The organism is Chitinophaga sp. CC14, assembly GCF_048957795.1.
GTDB classification, from domain to species: domain Bacteria; phylum Bacteroidota; class Bacteroidia; order Chitinophagales; family Chitinophagaceae; genus Chitinophaga; species Chitinophaga ginsengisegetis.
This window is the reverse complement of sequence record NZ_JARBFY010000003.1, coordinates 2,262,678-2,282,164: the sequence shown is the minus strand read 5'-3', so window position 1 is coordinate 2,282,164 and position 19,487 is coordinate 2,262,678. Positions and strand designations below refer to the sequence as shown.

The following is a 19,487-nucleotide window of genomic DNA, read 5'->3' as shown; positions in this document are numbered from 1 at the left end:
TTTTAAAGAAGCGCGAAGATAAGGAAAAGTGCGGAGGGGATCGAACACTTTCCCCTCCGTTCTTTACACCTGGAATACGCCTACATTAAAAGGCTGTTCCACCGGTGCGTTGTTGGCTGCTTTAATACCTTCTGCAATTCTTATCCGGGTATCTGCGGGATCAATGATGTCGTCTACCCACAACCTGGAAGCGGCGTAGTAGGGAGTTGTCTGCGCGTAATATTTATCGGTAATTTCTTTCAGCAGGCGGGCCTCTTCTTCGGGTGTAATCACCTGTCCTTTTGCTTTGAGAGATGCCACCTGGATCTGCAATAATGTTTTGGCCGCCTGCTCTCCTCCCATCACCGCAATTTTAGCCGATGGCCAGGCATATATAAAGCGGGGATCATAGGCTTTACCACACATGGCGTAGTTGCCGGCGCCATAGGAATTACCAATGATGATGGTGATTTTTGGCACCACGGAGTTGGCCACGGCATTCACCAGTTTAGCGCCGTCTTTGATAATACCGGCGTGTTCACTTCTGCTGCCTACCATGAATCCTGTTACATCCTGGAGAAATACGAGGGGAATTTTTTTCTGGTTACAGTTCATGATGAAGCGGGCTGCTTTATCGGCGCTGTCGTTGTAGATAACGCCCCCCATTTGCATTTCGCCTTTTTTGCTTTTTACAATTTTACGTTGATTGGCAACGATACCTACAGCCCAGCCATCGATGCGGGCGTAGCCGCAGATGATACTTTTGCCGTAGTCCTGTTTGTATTGGTCGAGTGTGTTGGCATCTACAATACGGTCAATGATGTCCAGCATATCATAGGGCCGGGAGCTGTCGGCCGGCAGCACACTGTCCAGTTCATCGGCAGGCTTTGCCGGTGGCTGTGGTTCAATCCTGTCGAAGCCAGCATTGCCGGTGTGACCGAGTTTGCTTACAATGCGTTTGATCTGATCGAGGCATTCCTCATCGGATTTGAATTTATAATCGGCGATGCCGGAGATTTCTGTATGTGTAACGGCGCCTCCTAACGTTTCCGCATCTACGTCTTCCCCGATGGCGGCCTTTACGAGGTAAGGGCCGGCGAGGAAGATGGAGCCGTTGCCTTCCACCATGAGCACTTCATCGCTCATGATAGGCAGGTAAGCGCCACCGGCCACGCAACTGCCCATTACTGCAGCGATTTGCGTGATGCCCATTGCGCTCATGCGGGCGTTGTTACGGAAGATGCGGCCAAAGTGTTCTTTGTCGGGGAATATTTCATCCTGCATGGGAAGGAATACACCGGCACTGTCTACCAGGTAGATGACCGGCAGCCTGTTTTCCATAGCGATTTCCTGGAGGCGCAGGTTCTTTTTACCGGTCATGGGGAACCAGGCCCCTGCCTTTACGGTCATGTCGTTGGCCACAATCATACATTGGCGGCCGCTTACATACCCGATTCCTCCTACGGTGCCTGCTGCGGGGCATCCGCCATATTCTTCGTACATGTCGTAGGCGGCAAATGCACCGATTTCGGTAAAGGGGGTGTCTTTATCGATGAGGTATTGAATGCGTTCCCTGGCAGTGAGCTTACCTCTTTGTCTCACTTTCTCCAGGCTTTTCTTTCCTCCGCCCTGTTCTATTACGCCCAGGCGTTGTTTCATGGTGCTGATTGCCATCCGCATAGCATCTTCATTTTTGTTGGTTTCCAGTTGCTGCTGATCCATAACGATGGTTTTTATATTCTTTAAAAATAAGGGAAAGAATTCAGTAAATTACGAATAACGGGAAGGCTACCGGTGTTTGGCGCCGGATATCTTTTAAAATAAAAATCCTATTGTATGTCTTTATTACTGGAGCATTTAGCCGTATCGCTTGAAAATCTTTACAATGGCGCGCCCTGGATTGATGTTACCTTCCAGGAGCATCTTTCGCGTATTGATGCGCAACAGGCGGTAAAATCTTTCGGAGAATCCAATAATACCTGGGAGATTGTTAACCATGTGATTTTCTGGCACCAGCGGGTGCAGCGATACATGCACAATGAGGCGCCGGAGCAGGACGGGGATCTGCCTGATTTTTATATGCCGGAAAACCACGGGGAAGAAAACTGGGAGGCTACCAAACACCGGCTGGCGCATTCTTTTGAGCTGATGGCCGCTACCATCCGCAAATTCCCGGAGAAAGAGCTGTTTGACACCTTTCCGGGAACGGAACACAAGGCCATTTATTACATACAGGGGCTGGCTGAGCATGATGCGTATCACCTGGGGCAGATCGTACTGCTGCACAAATATGCCTGACGGCAAGCTTAAAATAAATCCATGTCGTAACGCTGTTCATACAGCTGCTGCCCCCACAGTTGCAGGTATTTTTCGCCCGTTTTGCGAAAGCCGGCATTCTTGTACAGGGCAATGGCGGTTTCCTGCATGCTGGTAGTCATCAGGTATACTTTCTGGTAATGTTTTTCTTTACAGAAGGCAAGTGCTTCCTGTAATAGTTTCTTGCCAAGACCTTTACCCCTAAAATCGGGATGGATAAGGAACCAGCGTAACTGCGCCAGGTGCCGGGAAGATCCCAGGATGGCTACAGAACCCACAATCTGATCGTTTACGGTAGCAAGAAACATCCTGTCTTTGGCCGGATTATAGGTGGGGAGAAATTCGTAGAACGTCTTACAAACATATGCCTCAAACTCCAGGTTATACCCTGATTCCTTCGCATACAATTGCCCGTGCAGGTAGATAAGGTATCCTACATCCCCCGGCTGGAGGTTATAACGGATATGGATATCCGAAGTTTGTTCGCCCGGTTGCGCAGATAATACCTGTTCAATGGTTTTCATGGCGCCGGCTACCTGGTGTTGTTGTTTTTCGGAGAGATGACCGGTAATCTGTTGAATTTCCCGGTTAGATTTATCTTCCAGGCCGGCCAGCATTTTTTTACCGGCGGCGCTGAGATAAAGAAAAAACGTACGTCCGTCGGCGGTAGACTGCTGCCTGTTCAGCCACCCGTTCTTCTCAAACTTTTTCAGCAGGCGGCTGAGATACCCACCGTCAATTTTCAGGATGGCTATTAATTGCCCCGCCGTGCATTTTCCAAGCTGCCCTATTTCAAATAAAACCCTTACTTCAGACAGCGACAGGTTGCTGTCCAGGATGTGCTGGTTCAATAGCCCGATCATGCCGGTATAGAAACGGTTAAAGCGACGGATATCACCTACAACCGGAGATTCGACAGTCATACTTACTTGTTTTCCAGACAAAAGTAAATAAATACTTGACAAAAGCAAATTTATTATTTGCCTTTGTCAAATATTTAAAAGAAGGGATTGCGATGGGTAATTTCAGCGTTTTGATTTCAGCCGGCTGAGGGTTTCCTGCGAGATATTTAAGTAAGATGCCACCAGTTTATTGGGCAGGCGTTGCACGATATGGGGGCTTTCGTCCAGCAGCCGGCGATACCGTTCACCGGCGCTTTGCGTGATAAAAGACATCAGCCGGCCCGTATTGATTACATAGGCATTTTCGAGGTAGCTCCGGTAAAATTTCTCCCAGGAGGGAATTGTATCCAGCAGGTAATAAAAATCGTTGCGGGAAATGGACAACAACTGGGAAGGCAATACTGCCTGTATAAATTCGTGGGAGGTTTGCTGTGCAATAAAGCTCATCAGGCCGCAGGCAAAATTATTCTCAAAGGCCAGGTAGCGGGTGGCTTCCTGCCCGTTTTCATCGATGAAATAAATCCGTATACAGCCGCCGGCAACAAAAAAGATATTCCTGGCCACCTCTCCTTCCGTTAGCAGCAGCTGGTTACGGCCAGCCTGCAACGGTTTGAAATGTGATAGTATTACTCCGAGTTGTGCGTCGGTAACACTGATTTTACTGAGTATAAAAGCGGATAATTGTTCGTACATGATCAGGCGTTATTACGGCGTCCTTGTGTTCTCAGCACCAAATATATCAATAAAGCAGCGACTGCCACCAGCACGGCCGCCACCAGGAATACAACCGAGATGGCGTGCGTGATAGTGCCGCTTTTGACCAGGAGCGCGAACACAGCTCCCAGTACAGCCGTTCCCGTTATATGGCCGGTGGTGCGTGCCAGCGATAACAACCCGCTCATCAATCCGCGTTGCTCCGGCGCTGCCAGTTCCATCACGGCCGTGTTATTGGGTGTTTGGAAAAAAGTGAGTCCCAGCTGGATCAGCCCGATACGCCACAGGAAACCAAAGATCCCCTGTCCGGTGCTAAGGCTGCTCATGGCCAGGCAACCGGCCACCATTACCAGTACGCCTGCCAGCATTACCTTACGGGCATGGAACCGGTCGGCCGCCTTGCCCGCAAATACACTCAGCACCGCGGTTACCAACGGACCAAAAGACATCAGCAACCCGGTTTGTAATGGTGTGTAATGTCCTTCATTTACCAGGTAAAAGGGCAACAGCACTACGGTGGCCATGATCACCGTATACACCAGCCAGGCCGCCAGCAGGCTGGCACTGAGCAGGGAATTGCGGAACAGCTGCAGTTGCAGAAATGGTTGCGGTACTTTCTTTTCATATCTTATAAATAACACCAGTCCGGCTGCAAACCCTGCCAGCAACAACAATACCGGCTGGCTCAGCGGGCCTTTATCCTCCATAAAGGTCATACCCATACAATAACAAACCAGTACGCCTGCCAGAAGGATCATGCCGGTCCAGTCGGTTCGCTGCGGCGCCGCCTTCGCCACCACCGGTACATGCCTGCATACTAACGTATACGCCACTACGCCGATGGGAATATTTACCAGGAACATCGACTGCCATCCCAGCGTGGAAATGAGGATGCCGCCGCAGGTGGGGCCGGAAGCGATGCCTAGTGGCACCATCATGGTAAGCCAGCCCATTGTTTTGCCCAGCCGGGCTTTTGGTACCATATCGCCGGCAATAGCGAAACTCAGCGAGAGGCAGAAGGCCGCGCCAACACCCTGTAAGCCCCTGCACACAATAAGGGTACCGATTCCCGGCGCAATGCCGCAACCCAGTGAAGCCGCCGTGAACAGCGCAATACCGGCGAGATATAATTTCTTCTTGCCAAAAATATCTCCCAGGCGGCCAGCCCCTGCAATCAGTGCGGTGAGCAATAACATATAGCTAAGCACTACCCATTGGGCCGACGCAAAAGATGCATGGAGTTGTGCTATTAATACCGGCAATCCCACGATGACGATACTGGTATCGAGGTTTACCATAAAAAGGATCAGGGCGATACCGGTTACTGCCGCCTTCACACCCCATGAACCGGGCAACAGCTGTTCCGCCACCGGCGGGGCTTTCATTGTTAAATCAGACATATTGTTTTTTTTGATGACGCAAAGATGCCCCTAACCTTTTCCCTGAAAATTGATCCACGTCAAAAAATCAGCAGCGGAATTTCCATCCCCGGTGAAGTCCGGAAGATATTATATTTGCGTTTTCGCTCTTTTGCGCCTTTAGCGGGAAAGTAGTATCTTGATTAAATTTGATTTATGTCTCCAGGATTATTATTCTCATTCGTCATTGCCTACTTCGTCATCCTGCTGGTGGTAGCCTGGTATACGGGCCGCAATTCCAACAACGACTCCTTTTTCATCGGTAACCGCAACAGTAACTGGATGCTGGTGGCCTTTGGAATGATAGGCACCTCACTGAGCGGGGTTACTTTTGTAAGTGTGCCCGGCGCCGTTGGGCGCGACGCCTTTTCCTATATGCAGATCACCCTGGGGTATTTTATCGGGTACATTACCATTGCCTATGTACTGATACCGCTTTATTACCGGCTGCAATTAACATCTATCTATAATTACCTCGACAGCCGCTTTGGAAGAAGTGCCTATAAAACCGGCGCCTCCTTCTTTATCCTCTCCCGTACGCTGGGCGCAACCGCAAGACTATACCTGGTAGTGAGGATTTTGCAGGATGCCATCCTCTCCAGTTTTGGCGTGCCTTTCTGGCTAACCACCATTATCATCTTATTTATGATATTGCTGTACACGTATGAGGGCGGCGTAAAAACAATTGTATATACCGATACCCTGCAAACTACCTGTATGCTGGCCGGACTGGTAATTTGCGTAGGATATATCCTGCATACCATGAACCTTAGTTTGGGAGAAAGTTTTACGGCCATGGGTGAAAGGGGGCTGACAAAGATCTTTAATACCGATCCGAATGACAAGCTCTTTTTCGTAAAACAGATTGTGGCGGGCGCCTTCATCACCATCACTATGACCGGTCTTGACCAGGAGATGATGCAGAAAAACATCTCTGTAAAAACTTTAAAAGACTCGAAGAAGAACATGGTGTCGCTGGCTTTTATTATGGTGATCGTTATTGGCCTGTTCCTTTTCCTGGGAGGTTTGCTTCATTTATATGGCGCACAGCAGCAGGTAACTGCCACCGGCGATAAATTATTCCCGGAACTGGCATTGCATCATATGCCGCCGGTGATTTCCGTGATCTTTATCATTGCGCTTATCTCTGCATTGTTTCCCAGTGCCGATGGCGCGATGACAGCCCTCACCTCTTCCCTCTGCATCGACATCCTCGATATGCAAAAACGTACCGACTGGACCGAAGCAGAAAAGAAAAAATACCGTCAGCGTATTCACCTGATGATGGCATTTATCTTCCTGCTTTTTGTAATGGTATTTGAATGGGTGAATAACCAGAGCATGATAGGCGTGATCCTGAAAGTGGCTACTTATACGTATGGACCGCTGCTGGGGCTTTTTGCTTTTGGCATTTTAACCAAACGCAAAGTGCATGATGCACTGGTGCCGGTGATTTGTGTGGCTGCGCCATTGCTTTGCCTGGTAGTAGATGTGTACCAGACGCACATTTTTGGTAAATTCCAGATAGGGCTGGAACTGCTGATCATCAACGGGCTGTTTACTTTCCTGGGATTATTGCTGATTTCCCGTAAAGACTGATGATATTACCCGGATGCAGTGATGATCACTGCATCCGGATATAAACTATTCCACTTTTTTTGTTTTGTTCAGGTGGTGCAGCTCCAGCACGGTTGTTTTCCCGTTATCGCTTTCCCGGTACATCGGCACAAATTTCCTGTTGTAAATAATTTCCTGGTAGGTGTAAGAGGTGCGCTGCAATACCGTATTGGAGTACACATCATTAAAGCCCCTTACTGTTACATATAGCTCCGCATCGGCCACTTCCATGTCCTGCGCCGTGAACCCCAGAAACGGACTGTTTTCATCAATAGGATGTACCACCGTCCAGTTCATAGACAGGGTTTCAATTTTACTTCGTTCCAATGCCAGGTTGTAAAACTTATATACCGCCTCCCCGTTTTCCTGCACCTGGAAACCTGTTGTTACCAGTACTTCCACGTTGGTGAGGGTATGATTTTCTTTGTAAGAAGCAAAGCGGAACATCAGGGCTGTTTTATCCTTGTAAGGAGCAATCAGTGCATGATCACTGAACAACAGGTGTGCCCGTGGTTTTGAAAAGCGGCCATAGATAAGACCGGTAGCCACCGCAAAAGAGAGGAAGCCTGTCATAGCTTCAATGGCTGCCACGAAGTTTACACCGTCGCCCACCGGGTTAACGCGGCCATAACCCACGGTGGTAAAGGTTTCCGTACTGAAAAAGAATACTTCTTTAAATTTTTCCCAGCTGGTTTTACCGATGATTCCCTGAAATCCTTCTGTGCCTATCCACCAGTAAATGCCTGTATAGAGCAGGTTTATGGAGAAATAAAATAGCAGGATCACCAGGGCGAACTGCCAGGCGGGAACACTTAATAGGGCGTGATAAATATTAAAACGTTGCATAAACGAACGTCCTTCGCGGCGTATGTTAAAGCTTCCGTCGCGGTTAATAAACCGGCCGCCATAGCCATTTGCATTGGTACCGAAACCGGTGTCGTCGTTTTGCCTGGAAAAAGGGTTTATTCTTTTCAGAAGCGCCATAAATGGATATTTGAGGTGTAAAGCTAAGAAGAAAAGTGAGGAAAATTATGAATCAGGATGATCGTGTTTGGATGGTGTTAACGGTTGGGGTGTGAAAAAAATTGGCCGGCCAACATTCCTGCTAACCAGCCAACTCCCTTATAAAAAATCAAACTATTGGCAATCTCCGTCTGGTGTACAAACCTGGCCGGATAAGGTATCGAGTGTATTTACCGGTTGCGTGCTTTTCCATTCTGCAAAGGCTTGTTCCAGGGTTTGCGTGAATGCTTCTACCGGTTGTGCGCCGGACACGCCGTATTTGCGGTCCAGTACAAAAAACGGTACGCCCCTGATTCCCAGTTGCTGTGCTTCATCCACATCTTTATTCACTGCCGCTGCCATTTCTGAAGTTTCCAGTACGGATTCCACAGCGGCTCTATCCAGCCCGATTTCCACGCCCAGTTCCAGCAGGGTGGCATGATTGCTCACATCTTTACCTTCGGTAAAATAGGCGTAAAACAGGCGTTCTTCTGCAGCGTCGCCGAGGCCCTGTTGTTTGGCCAGTTGAATAAGGCGGTGAGCGTCAAAAGAATTAGCGATAACGGCTTTATCAAAGTTATAGGTAAGACCAGCTTCGCGGGCAGTTCCTGCCAGTTGGTCGTGTACGGTTAACGACCATTCGCGCGACTGTCCTTTCATTTCTGCTACATAGTCGTATACGTCCTTTCCGGGCTGGGATTTGAGGGAAGGATTCAGCTGAAAGCTTTTCCATTCCACGGTAATATCATCTTTCCCCGGAAATTTCTCCAGTGCTGCTTCAAATCTCCGTTTGCCGATATAGCAAAACGGGCACATGATATCTGACCATATTTCTACTTTCATCATTTTTAATTTAGGTTCTACCAACAAAGTTAATATATTTGCTATCAAAAAGTAACCAGTTTCCCGAAAGTAAGTGCTTTACAAAAGGTAACCAACTGTATGCAGATGAAAACAGAAGAACTCACTATTGATTGCGGCCGGCCAGAAACAGAAAACAGCGCTCATACTGATTGCCATAAAGTAATTATGCCGGTAAGAGATGCGCTGGATGTGATCAGCGGAAAATGGAAACTGCCCATTATTATAGCTGTTTCCCGGGGACATAAACGTTTCCGTGATATAGAGCGCAGTATTCCGAAAATAACGTCGAAAGTGCTTTCCAAAGAGCTGAAAGACCTGGAAACGCATAAACTGGTAAAGCGAACCGTGTATGATACGCAGCCGGTATCAGTAGAATATACCTTAACGCCTTATGCAGCCACGCTGGACAGTGTAATTATTGCCCTGCAGAAATGGGGCATCCAGCACCGGAAAAAAATACTCGGCAAATAACTGCTTATCCTTCAGATATCTTCAGTACTATTTTCCCTCTTCCGCTACCGCCATGTTTGCTGTACTCTTGCGCCGCTGCGGCTTCCGACAGGGAGTGAAACACTTTGCGGACGTAGGGTTGGATCAATCCTTTATCCAGCAGCTTATGCACCTCCTGCATGGATGCCAGCGTTTTGGTACCGCCCCATAACGCGCGCACGCCGGCTGCTGCCACCTTTTCAGCGTCAGGCATTTGCACGATACATAGCAATAGTCCTTCCGGTTTGAGCACAGCCAGCGATCTTTCCGTGACATCTCCCCCAACGGTATCAAATACAATATCCACCGGCGCCACCTGGGTTTCAAAAGGCGCTGCATTATAATCAATCACTTCGTTGGCGCCGAGCGAGGTAACGAAGTCGAGATTCTCTTCACTGGCCGTTGCAATCACGTAGGCGCCTGCATTAAACGCAAGTTGTACGGCAAAATGCCCTACCCCGCCTGCTCCTGCATGTATGAGGATGCGTTGTCCCTTTACGAGGCCGGCTACATCAAACAGTGCGCCCCAGGCTGTTCTGGCCCCTGCCATTGTTGCGGCTTCTTCAAAAGACACGCCGGGTGGTTTGCGGAACAGCAACTCTGCCGTTGAAATAGCGTAGGTGGCATAAGAGCCATCTACTGAACCATATACTTCGTCGCCTATTTTCTTGCCAAATACGCCTTCTCCCACGGCGGTAACAATACCGGAAGCTTCCACACCCGGTATATAAGGCAAAGGATGTTTCATAAAACCCTCCCTTATTTTCCAGTCGATAGGATTTACGCCACTGGCCACTACTTTGATTAATACCTGGTCTTTTGCCGGCACCGGAACGGGCACTTCCTGCAGTTGCAACTGCTCAGGGCCTCCATATGCGTGTACACAAATAGCCGGTATGTGGAGGTTTTTCATAGCTTTTTTTATGCTAATGTATTGAAATAAGAATTACAAAGGACAAATCCATAATTGGTAATTCTTTACCTTTGCCGTTCATATTATAGTAGTATCATGACTTTTGGTGATTTAAACCTGAACACCCCATTATTAAACGCGATAGACGAATTAGGTTATAAAAGACCTACCACCATACAACAGCGCGCCTTTTCCGTTATCATGTCCGGACAGGATGTGTGCGGAATTGCGCAAACAGGTACCGGTAAAACCTTCGCTTACCTGTTGCCCACCTTACGGCAGTTTAAATTTTCGAAAGAGAAATATCCCACGGTGCTGATCATTGTGCCTACCAGGGAACTGGTAGTACAGGTGGTGGAAGCCGTTAAAAAGCTCACTACCTACATGAACGTATCGGTGCTGGGCATTTATGGCGGCGTGAATATGAATCCCCAGATGGAGGCCGTGCAGGACAAACTGGATATCCTGGTGGCTACCCCCGGACGCCTGTACGACGTTATCCTCAGCGGAGCTTTAAAAGTGAAGCTGGTAAAGCGTTTGATCATTGATGAGGTAGATGAAATGCTAAACCTCGGTTTCCGGACGCAGTTAAGAAATATTATGGACCTGCTGCCCCAGAAGCGGCAGAACCTGATGTTTTCTGCTACCATTACGGAAGACGTGGAGAAAATGATTGAAACGCATTTTAATAACCCGGTAAGAATAGAAGCCGCACCCACCGGTACCCCGCTTGAAAACATCGACCAGATCGTGTACCGGGTTCCTAACTTTTATACGAAGGTGAACCTGCTGGAAATGCTGATCACGGACGATAAGAGCATGACCAAAACCCTCATTTTCGCCGCCACCAAACAACTTGCGGATGATCTGCATGAGCAGCTGGAGAAAGAATTCCCCGGCCAGGTTGGCATCATTCACTCCAACAAGGAACAGAATCATCGTTTTAATACCGTCCGCAAATTTCAGCAGAACGAATACCGTTTCCTGATTGCCACGGATATCATTGCCCGCGGACTAGATATCGCCGAAGTTACCCATGTGATCAACTTTGATACACCTGAGGTACCGGAAAACTATATTCACCGTATAGGAAGAACCGGCAGGGCAGATAAAAAAGGAATTTCGATCCTGTTTACCAAAGACGCGGAAACAGAAGACCTGGCACGGATTGAAAGCCTGATGAACTATGCCATCCCGGTGCAGCCATTACCCGAAGACCTGGTAATTTCTGATGTATTAACGGAAGATGAAAAACCGAAGATACATATGCGGAATACGCTGGTAAAGGCGCCCAAGCGGGAAGATGTAGGCCCGGCCTTTCACCAGAAGCTGGCCAAAAATATGAAGACCAACAAAAAGGTGACCCACAAAGAAAAGATGATGCTGAAATATGGCAAACCCAAGAAAAGGGGCGCCAAAAAGAAATAGTTATTACGGGTTATTTTGTGCAGCCTGCGCGAAATAACCCGCGATTTCCCGCTACCCTCCCCTGTTTTCAAACACCTGAGACAGCTTTTAGAAATAATGGAATAACAATTCATTAACAAACTTTACTTCTTATTACAAATCCGGCCATCCCCCCTGATCGAATATATTCTGTAGTGTGCATGTTATTGTATTAAAATCAGTTGTCTTACGGGTAGTTTTTCCTCATTGCTTGAAATAGCCATGCTGTTTCTGCCTGTCTGACGTATTTTCCTTACCGCGTATCAGTAACCATTTGACAACAGCAGCCGGCACCGGGCCTGCGATTATCAACTAAATCCCAGCATGAGTGCATCTATCAACGATATAGAATTGCTTGCACAACTGAAATCGGGCAGTGTTTCCGCTTTCAGGTATTTCTATGAGAGCTACCGTCAATGGCTGTACGTGACTGCATATACCATACTAAGAAACGAAACCGAGGCCCAGGAGCTTGTCCAGGACTTTTTTGTCGATTTCTGGCAAAAGGACCTGAGTGCGCGGATTGACCTGAGTACTACCAGTTCTCTCAAAAATTTTCTCTTTGTCAGCGTCCGGAACCGCTGTTTAAATAAAATTGCCAAAGATGCCACGCGGAACAAAAGGTTAAAGGATATCATGCTGCCTGAAACCTACACCATGCCTCAAAGCAGGTTAGAAACCAACGAGCTGAAAGAGCAGCTGGAAACCGCTATCAGTCAGCTCCCGGAACGCCAGTCGGTGGCATTCCGGCTGGCTTACCAGGAACACAAAACGCGAAAAGAAATAGCAGCCTTCATGGACACCAGTGAAGAAACTGTAAAAAAACAGGTAGCCAACGCGCTGAAAACTTTAAGGGCATCTTTAAAAAAAATCCTTTTTTAATACCCCGCCCGATTAAATAAACGGTTAATAGTGTACATGAACAGCGCAGAAGAAATATACAGGCTAATGACTGAAAAGCTTGCGGGAAGAATTTCCGCAGCAGATGACCAATTGCTGGAGGAACTGATTGAAGAAGATGAAGTAGTAAGGGAGAAGTGGGAAAAACTTTCCATGATGCAGATCCCGCCCCCTCCTGCCCCGTGGCTGGAGGTGATTGACTTTAAGCAGAAGAGACCGCTGTACCGCATATTACTTCCCTGGGCCGCCGCAGCTGCGGTGATTGCCATTATTGCATTTTCCGCGTGGAAGTGGGACTTTTTCGCAAGTCCCAAACCAGCACCGGTGGCTGTTATCAATAAAGATGTACTGCTGGAAATCGCCGGCCAGCCTACCATTAACCTGACGCAGACAGCCGGCAGTGTTACCATTGGCGGCAAACCCATTCCCAATAAAAACAATACGCTGTATCTCAACGCAGCAGACGATCTTCCGCAAGGGATCCACGCATTGATAGTACCACACGGGAAAAGCTACGAAGTAGCCCTCCCCGATGGTTCCGTTATTACGCTCAATGCTGCCACTACTATGGAATTCCCGGCTACCTTCAAAGGCGCCACCAGGGAAATCACGCTCAACGGGGAAGCTTATCTGAATATCGCCCGGCGCGCCGGTAAACCATTCCTCGTACACCTGCCAAACAGCACCGTGGAAGTATTGGGTACCAGCTTTAATATCAACAGCTACGACAGCGGCCTGGTGAAAGTATCCCTGGTAGAAGGAAAGGTGCGGATGAAGGCCGGCAAAAAAACAGTTACCATGAAACCCGGACAGCAGGCCATCTTCAACAAAGAAGCCGCTACCCTTGATACACAACCTTTTAATGCAACCGTGGAACTGGGCTGGCAGAAAGGACTCTACTGCTTTTCTGATACCCACCTGGATGAAATATGTAATGCCATTTTCCGGTGGTATGGCGTCCGCGCCTCACTGGATCACCCTGACCTTGCCAGCAGAACCTTCACCGGCCTGCTGGACAAAAGTACACCTATGAGCTTCTTCCTGGAAGGGATCAAAGCAACCACAGGTACTGATTATTATTTTACCGCAGATAGTACACTGCATTTCAAATAATAGGCAATATCAAAGGAAAATAACCATGAGTCAACCAGAAACCAAGTACCTGCTGATCAATCCGGGGAAAAGAGTTTGCACAACGTATGAACAGGTGCCCGGCTACCTGCAGTCCCAACTGATCCCTAATGCCAAATGCTTTACTGATATTGATGAAAACGGGGTGATCATGGATCAGCAGATTCAACTCAACGAGTTATCTGTTCATTACCACCTTGTTCATCTGAAACAGGGCGTGGAACTCACCACGGTAGCGCCGGACAAAGCCTGTTTAGCCGTTGGCATTTCAGGTTTTGCTGAAGATGCCGCCGTTTTTCCCATGAAAATGAAGCTGGGTAAAAAAGAAATGAATGTTCACCGTGGCGCTGCTGATACCGCTACCCTCGTTACAGAAAAGGAATTTGTGATCAGCTTTCACGTAAACCTTCACCTCCCGCTGGCAAAATATTTAGTGGCTGAATTTCCGTTGTTCAAAGTGCTGAACCTGAAAGAACCAACAGTGGATAAGCAACCCGTGAAAAAAGTGCCACCCTATCATCTGAATGAAGTCAACTACCAGATCATGCACCGGATCCGGAGCTTTAAAGCAGTAGGCGAAGCAGCGGATGTTTTCTTCCGGCGCAATGCCATCGACTTTTACGCTACCTATCTCCGTTACCTGCAAGGTCCTCCCTCATTGATGCTGATGGAACACTACCGGGAGAAGCTGCGGGAAATAGCCGGTTATATTATTCATCATCCGGCGGAAGTGACCGACAAAGAAGCACTCTGCGACAGGTTTGGCGTAGCGCCGGAGTTCCTGGAAGCGCCATTTGAACAGGAATTCCTCATCACCGTGGAAGAACTGATCCTGCAGGAGAAAATGGCCTTTGTGTTTAAGATGCTCATCGAAACAAACCGTACACTCACCCATATTGCCAGCCTCACCCAATATAGCGGTTGGGAAGAACTGTCAACGGTGTTTGAAAAATATTATAAATGCAATATCGCAGAATTGCGAACCGCACAATAACCCCTTACTTGTGGCCACCCGGCGGCAGCCATGCGCTGCTGCTGAGTGCCATATGGCACTACTTCCCCGCAGACGGCAACTCCTTCAGTAATTCTTTTATAAACAGATCTGCCGCCTTTTTGTGATAAGTTTCCTTCTGCCAGATAATGTACGCCCTCCGCTGCAACTCTTTCCCTTCAATAGGAATGGCCACCAGGTTTTTCCATCCCAGCAACGCTCTTTCATTGAGTAAAGTGGCCCAATGCCCCTTCTCTACCAGCGATAAAATAGAATGCACATCATTCATTTCAATCTTTACCGCAGGCTGAATTTTATTCTTCTGTAATATCTCATCCAGCGAATCACGCGCGCTGAAACCGCGCGAAGCAAAGATCAGGTCCATGCCATTCAAACTTTGCAGGTTGATCTTTTTTAATCCCGCCAGCTTATTCTTTTTAGACACCGCCACTACAATCCTGGAGCGGAACAGCTCCCGCGTTTCCAGGTCTTTGTAAAAAGCTTCCTGGTGAAAAGCCAGCACCAGGTCCAGCTCAGACGCACGCAGCTTGTTTTCCAGCTGCTCGGTGGTGCCGTATTCCACGTATATTTTGATGCCGGGATACTTCACCGGGAAAGTAGCCAGCGCCGGCAGCAGGAAAGAAGTAAAGGCATACGTAACGCCTATACGTAATTCGCCGCTCAGCATATTCTGCAGATCCTGGATGGCCTGTTTGCCTTTCTCTACATCGAGCAGGATCTGGCGGGCATGCAGCAGGAAAACCCCGCCTGCCTCTGTAAGATGAACATGCTTGCCGATCCGGTCGAACAACAACATGCCCAGTTCATTTTCCAACTGCTTGATTTGCTGCGATAACGTAGACTGGGTAATATACAACGCCGCTGCCGCTTCTGTAAAATGCGCCATTTCTGCGGCCTTCACGAAATACATCAGTTGACGGAGCTCCATACACTAATCGTTTTTATCAATGGATATCATTAAAACAATCTATTTCACAAATATACTTCTCTTACCGAAATTTGCACCAGTTTAATAACGGATCAATACCCTAAATATGATTTTCAGATGGATGCTTTTCGTGCTTTAAAATCCCGGAATTTCCGGTTATTCTTCTACGGACAATCAGTTTCACTCATAGGTACCTGGATGCAAAAAACAGCCGTATGCTGGCTGGTGTACCGTCTCACTAACTCCGCAGTGCTGCTCGGCGTGGTGAGCTTTGTAAGTTTAATTCCTTCCCTGCTCCTGTCGCCGTACGCAGGTAGTTATATCGACCGGCATAACCGCTACCGGATCCTGATGATCACCCAGATCATTTCCATGCTGCAGGCAGGCGCGCTGGCGCTCATGATCCTGCTGCGTTACTACAATATACCAGGGATCATTTTCCTGTCGCTGGTACAAGGCGTTATCAATGCCTTTGACGTTACCTGCCGCCAATCGCTGATGGTGGAAATGGTAGAAAAAAGAGAAGACCTTCCCAACGCCATTGCGCTCAATTCCACGATGGCCAACTTTGCCCGGATCGCGGGACCAGCGCTGGCAGGGATAATCCTGAGTACTTTCGGGGAAGACATCTGCTTTGTGAGCAATTTCCTGAGCTATGTACCGGTGCTGATTTCTTTGTGGATGATGAAAATTGTGCTGCCGCCCGTTCTCCGGTCCGACCGGAGCATCTGGGCCGAACTGAAGGAAGGGTTTCACTATATCGCGGGCGACAAGGACCTCTCGTCGCTCCTGCTGATGCTTTCAGCCAGCAGCCTGTTTGTGATCCCTTTTAATACCCTGATGCCGGTATTTGCCAAAGATATTTTCAACGGCGACGCCAAAACATTCAGCTGGTTTGAAAGCGCTGCCGGTCTTGGTTCTATCGCGTCCGCCATTTACATGGCGAAACTCAAACCGGGAAAGGACCTGGTAAAGATCCTGGTTACGGCCAGCCTTATTTTTTCATTGAGCGTGTTACTATTGTCCCTGTCGGGGTGGCTGCCGCTGGCACTGGTATTTATGGCGCTTTCCGGTGTGGGCATGATGGCACAAACGTCGTCTATTAACACTTACATTCAAACGCATGCCATACCCACCATGCGCGCAAGGGCAATCAGTTATTATATCATGGCTTTCCAGGGGATCATTCCTGTGGGTAGTTTGCTCACCGGCCTGCTGGCGCATTTTATTGGTCCGAGGTTAACGGTATTTGTAGCGGGGTTGGCGGGCGCCGTGGCTACTGTCGTCTTTGTATATTATCGTAAAAAACTACGCATTCAACACTACGAAATACAGGGAGATAATCGCGCCGGCGTAGCGGCATAAACGAAAAGCCTGAACTGTGATGATATACAGCCCAGGCTTCTTTTTTATTAAAACTTAAACGACAAACTTCCGGTAAAACTTCTCAACTTCTGCGGATTCACAGTAGTATAACCGATCCAGTAATGCTTATCGGTAATGTTATCCATTTTAACCGCCACCCGGAAACGGGGCTGATCGTAGAAAATGCTGCCGTTTAACACGGTGTACGATGGTAATATAAAAGTGCCGACTGTTCTGTCGTTCACTATCTTATTATCACTGGCATAATTACCACCAAATCCAAAACCAAGACCATCGGCTACGCCGGCGGATATACGATAACTGAGCCAGAGGTTAGCTACAGAAGGCGCACCAGCAGTGCCGGGACGCATTCCTTCCACATCTTTGGCTGCTGCTTCATATTTGGAATCATTGTAGGCAAAACCAGCCACAATGTTAAAGCCCTGGAAAGGATTCGCAATTACTTCTGCCTCAAACCCTTTACTCACCTGCGTTCCATCCTGTACAGAAAAATTGGGGTTCGCCAAATCCGGACGAAGTACATCTTTTACTTTGATATTGTAGTAACTGAGCGTACTGTTGATACGGCCATTTAACAACTGTAACTTCACGCCGCCTTCCAGCTGGTTGGCCTGTTCCGGCTTAAACGCTTTACCCGCGGCACTCGTACCCACCTGGTTGGTAAAACCATTCTGATAGTTACCGAATATGGAGATCCGGTCTTTTAAAGGCTCATACACGATTCCCAGTTTTGGAGAGAAAGCCGTTTGGTTATAACCTCCTTCATAAATGCCTTTTACATCATTGTAGCTGCCTTTATTATCAAAATAATCCACGCGGAGAGCAGCCATGATCATCAGGTTGTCGGTCAGGTTCAACATATCCGATATGTATGCACTGTAGGTATTGGTAAGATTCCTGATAGGAAAAGTAAATGCCAGGCCGTGGTTGGCGTACAAGGTATCCATGTTACGGCGGTTAAAATTGGAATACGTTGGAATATCGCCGTGAGAAGGAATGGTATCATAAGTGCCGCCACCGAAGAACTGGTTCGCATTATGATGGAAGTAATCCAATCCGCCTACGAAACGGTTTCTCAGGCTGCCGATCCTGAAATCTCCATTGAAGTTCTGTTGTATTTCCAGGATGCCGTCTCTGCTGTTATCCGTAAACTGGTCGTTGCGTGAAATATAATTACTTCCTTTGGCGCCGGCTACCCCGGTAGCTGCGGCATCAGACAGGAGATAAAAATAGGGAGAAGGACCGTCTGAAAAGCTGTTGGTAGAACTGATGTTGGTGCTCATGGTCCACTGGTCAGACAACTTGTACTTCATCTGCCCGAAAATATTGGTATTACGGGAAGTCTGGTACAGGTCATTCTTAACGTAAGCGCGTTTATAATCTATTTTCAGTTCATCCGCGCGGTTGGTGCCCAGGTCTGCTATTGGCTGCATATAAGGGAAGAAAAACACACCCAGACCGGTATTCTGCCCGGTGGAGTATTCCGCGTCGAAGAGGAATGACAAACGGTCATTAACCCGGTAGGACAAGCTGGGCGCAAAGGAAAAATTCTTGTTAAAGCCATAATCCTGCCAGCTGCCTTCGTAGTTATAAGCGGTATTAATTCTCAGCAATACGTCCTTTTCCTTGTCCAGCGGCGTGTTTACATCAGCGCTTATGCGGTTAAAGCCGTAGCTGCCTATCGCATAGGTAACATCTCCGCCGAAATGGTCGTAAGGCTTTTTAGTAACGCGGTTAATGAGGCCGCCGTAGGAAGTGAGGCTGTTACCAAACAACGTAGCGGATGGCCCTTTAATGACTTCCACCTGTTCCAGGTTATATGCATCAATTTTAGCGGTCACATTACCTGCCAGGCCATTACGCAGTTTACTCTGCGTAATAAAGCCACGGAGATTATAATAACCGCCACCATCACCGCCTCTGCCGGTGGCGTCCCACATGCGGGTAAGGCCGGGGGCATTTTTCAGCGCATCATCCACCGAAAAAATTACCTGTTGCTGTAAGAGATCTTTTGTGATGGTGCTGTATACCTGCGGGTTTTCCAGGTTCTTCAGCGGCATTTTTGCCACATCGTAGCTGGACGTTCTGATGAGTTTATTATGGTTACCGGTTACCACCACTTCTTTAAGGGCTTTGCTGGTAACGGCCAGCTGCAGCCTGATGTTGGTGGTTTTCCCGGCATTTACCACTACCTGTTCTTCTATCGGGGTATAACCCATCAGGGTTACCGTGAGGTGATAGCTACCCGGTTTAATACGGCTAAATACAAAAGATCCATCCGTTTCTGATATAACGGTTTCATTGATTTCCTGTAAAACGATGACTACATCGCTGGCTGGCTTACCATCTGTGGTTACCACTTTTCCCCTGATGGTACCAGCATTCTCCTCTTCTGCCCGCAGGCATACGGGTGAAAAAAGGAATGCTATTAATAAAAAAATTAAGCCGGTTTGCCTGATCATATTTTGCT

At 48.1% G+C, this 19,487-nt stretch carries 17 protein-coding genes; 8 read left to right on the top strand and 9 right to left on the bottom strand.

The features are described from left to right. Positions 1-63: 63 nt before the first annotated feature. Positions 64-1,701, bottom strand: coding sequence for an acyl-CoA carboxylase subunit beta (locus tag PV783_RS19115; protein ID WP_336388658.1), 1,638 nt, complete (start codon positions 1,699-1,701; stop codon positions 64-66). A 114-nt stretch (positions 1,702-1,815) separates the two neighbouring features. On the opposite strand from PV783_RS19115, the gene PV783_RS19110 reads away from it, so the two are divergent. Beyond that, on the top strand, positions 1,816-2,277 hold the full coding sequence (locus PV783_RS19110) for a DinB family protein (protein WP_420989195.1): 462 nt from the start codon (positions 1,816-1,818) through the stop codon (positions 2,275-2,277). A gap of 8 nt (positions 2,278-2,285) precedes the next feature. Here PV783_RS19110 and PV783_RS19105 read toward each other — a convergent pair whose 3' ends face one another. The 3 genes from PV783_RS19105 to PV783_RS19095 all read right to left on the bottom strand — a co-directional run bounded on the left by PV783_RS19105 (position 2,286) and on the right by PV783_RS19095 (position 5,311). Then, positions 2,286-3,218, bottom strand: coding sequence for a bifunctional helix-turn-helix transcriptional regulator/GNAT family N-acetyltransferase (locus PV783_RS19105; protein WP_363435927.1), 933 nt, complete (start codon positions 3,216-3,218; stop codon positions 2,286-2,288). A gap of 102 nt (positions 3,219-3,320) precedes the next feature. Next, a complete protein-coding gene (locus tag PV783_RS19100) occupies positions 3,321-3,890 on the bottom strand; it encodes a Crp/Fnr family transcriptional regulator (protein WP_111578075.1) in 570 nt (189 codons plus the stop codon). 2 nt (positions 3,891-3,892) lie between these two features. Next, positions 3,893-5,311 (bottom strand): MFS transporter, encoded by a 1,419-nt coding sequence (locus PV783_RS19095; protein ID WP_420989194.1) that lies wholly within the window; start codon positions 5,309-5,311, stop codon positions 3,893-3,895. A gap of 174 nt (positions 5,312-5,485) precedes the next feature. On the opposite strand from PV783_RS19095, the gene PV783_RS19090 reads away from it, so the two are divergent. Then, entirely contained in the window at positions 5,486-6,928 is a 1,443-nt protein-coding gene (locus PV783_RS19090) for a sodium:solute symporter (protein WP_079467468.1), read from the top strand. Positions 6,929-6,973: 45 nt separating this feature from the next. Here the strand turns inward: PV783_RS19090 and PV783_RS19085 are convergent, their stop codons facing one another. Further along, positions 6,974-7,930 carry an ion channel gene (locus PV783_RS19085; protein WP_420989193.1) on the bottom strand — a complete coding sequence of 319 codons (957 nt, stop codon included), beginning with the start codon at positions 7,928-7,930 and terminating at the stop codon, positions 6,974-6,976. Between the two features lie 153 nt (positions 7,931-8,083). Next, a complete protein-coding gene (locus PV783_RS19080; RefSeq protein WP_420989192.1) occupies positions 8,084-8,791 on the bottom strand; it encodes a DsbA family oxidoreductase in 708 nt (235 codons plus the stop codon). A gap of 105 nt (positions 8,792-8,896) precedes the next feature. On the opposite strand from PV783_RS19080, the gene PV783_RS19075 reads away from it, so the two are divergent. Further along, on the top strand, positions 8,897-9,283 hold the full coding sequence (locus PV783_RS19075; protein WP_079469925.1) for a winged helix-turn-helix transcriptional regulator: 387 nt from the start codon (positions 8,897-8,899) through the stop codon (positions 9,281-9,283). A 4-nt stretch (positions 9,284-9,287) separates the two neighbouring features. On the opposite strand, the gene PV783_RS19070 is transcribed toward PV783_RS19075, so the two are convergent. Then, positions 9,288-10,214, bottom strand: a complete 927-nt coding sequence (locus PV783_RS19070) for an NADP-dependent oxidoreductase (RefSeq protein WP_111578071.1) — start codon at positions 10,212-10,214, stop codon at positions 9,288-9,290. Between the two features lie 96 nt (positions 10,215-10,310). On the opposite strand from PV783_RS19070, the gene PV783_RS19065 reads away from it, so the two are divergent. The 4 genes from PV783_RS19065 to PV783_RS19050 all read left to right on the top strand — a co-directional run bounded on the left by PV783_RS19065 (position 10,311) and on the right by PV783_RS19050 (position 14,685). Next, positions 10,311-11,642 carry a DEAD/DEAH box helicase gene (locus PV783_RS19065; RefSeq protein ID WP_079467472.1) on the top strand — a complete coding sequence of 444 codons (1,332 nt, stop codon included), beginning with the start codon at positions 10,311-10,313 and terminating at the stop codon, positions 11,640-11,642. 342 nt (positions 11,643-11,984) lie between these two features. Then, positions 11,985-12,542 carry an RNA polymerase sigma factor gene (locus tag PV783_RS19060; protein ID WP_420989191.1) on the top strand — a complete coding sequence of 186 codons (558 nt, stop codon included), beginning with the start codon at positions 11,985-11,987 and terminating at the stop codon, positions 12,540-12,542. A 66-nt stretch (positions 12,543-12,608) separates the two neighbouring features. After that, entirely contained in the window at positions 12,609-13,673 is a 1,065-nt protein-coding gene (locus PV783_RS19055; RefSeq protein ID WP_420989190.1) for a FecR family protein, read from the top strand. Between the two features lie 25 nt (positions 13,674-13,698). Then, positions 13,699-14,685 (top strand): hypothetical protein, encoded by a 987-nt coding sequence (locus tag PV783_RS19050; RefSeq protein WP_420989189.1) that lies wholly within the window; start codon positions 13,699-13,701, stop codon positions 14,683-14,685. Between the two features lie 58 nt (positions 14,686-14,743). Here the strand turns inward: PV783_RS19050 and PV783_RS19045 are convergent, their stop codons facing one another. Beyond that, positions 14,744-15,631: a LysR substrate-binding domain-containing protein gene (locus PV783_RS19045; RefSeq protein ID WP_111578068.1), complete on the bottom strand. Its 888-nt coding sequence runs from the start codon at positions 15,629-15,631 to the stop codon at positions 14,744-14,746. A gap of 117 nt (positions 15,632-15,748) precedes the next feature. Between PV783_RS19045 and PV783_RS19040 the strand changes: the two genes are divergently transcribed. After that, on the top strand, positions 15,749-16,996 hold the full coding sequence (locus PV783_RS19040) for an MFS transporter (RefSeq protein WP_420989188.1): 1,248 nt from the start codon (positions 15,749-15,751) through the stop codon (positions 16,994-16,996). A gap of 47 nt (positions 16,997-17,043) precedes the next feature. Here PV783_RS19040 and PV783_RS19035 read toward each other — a convergent pair whose 3' ends face one another. Then, positions 17,044-19,479, bottom strand: a complete 2,436-nt coding sequence (locus PV783_RS19035; protein ID WP_111578066.1) for a TonB-dependent receptor — start codon at positions 19,477-19,479, stop codon at positions 17,044-17,046. Positions 19,480-19,487 lie beyond the last annotated feature (8 nt).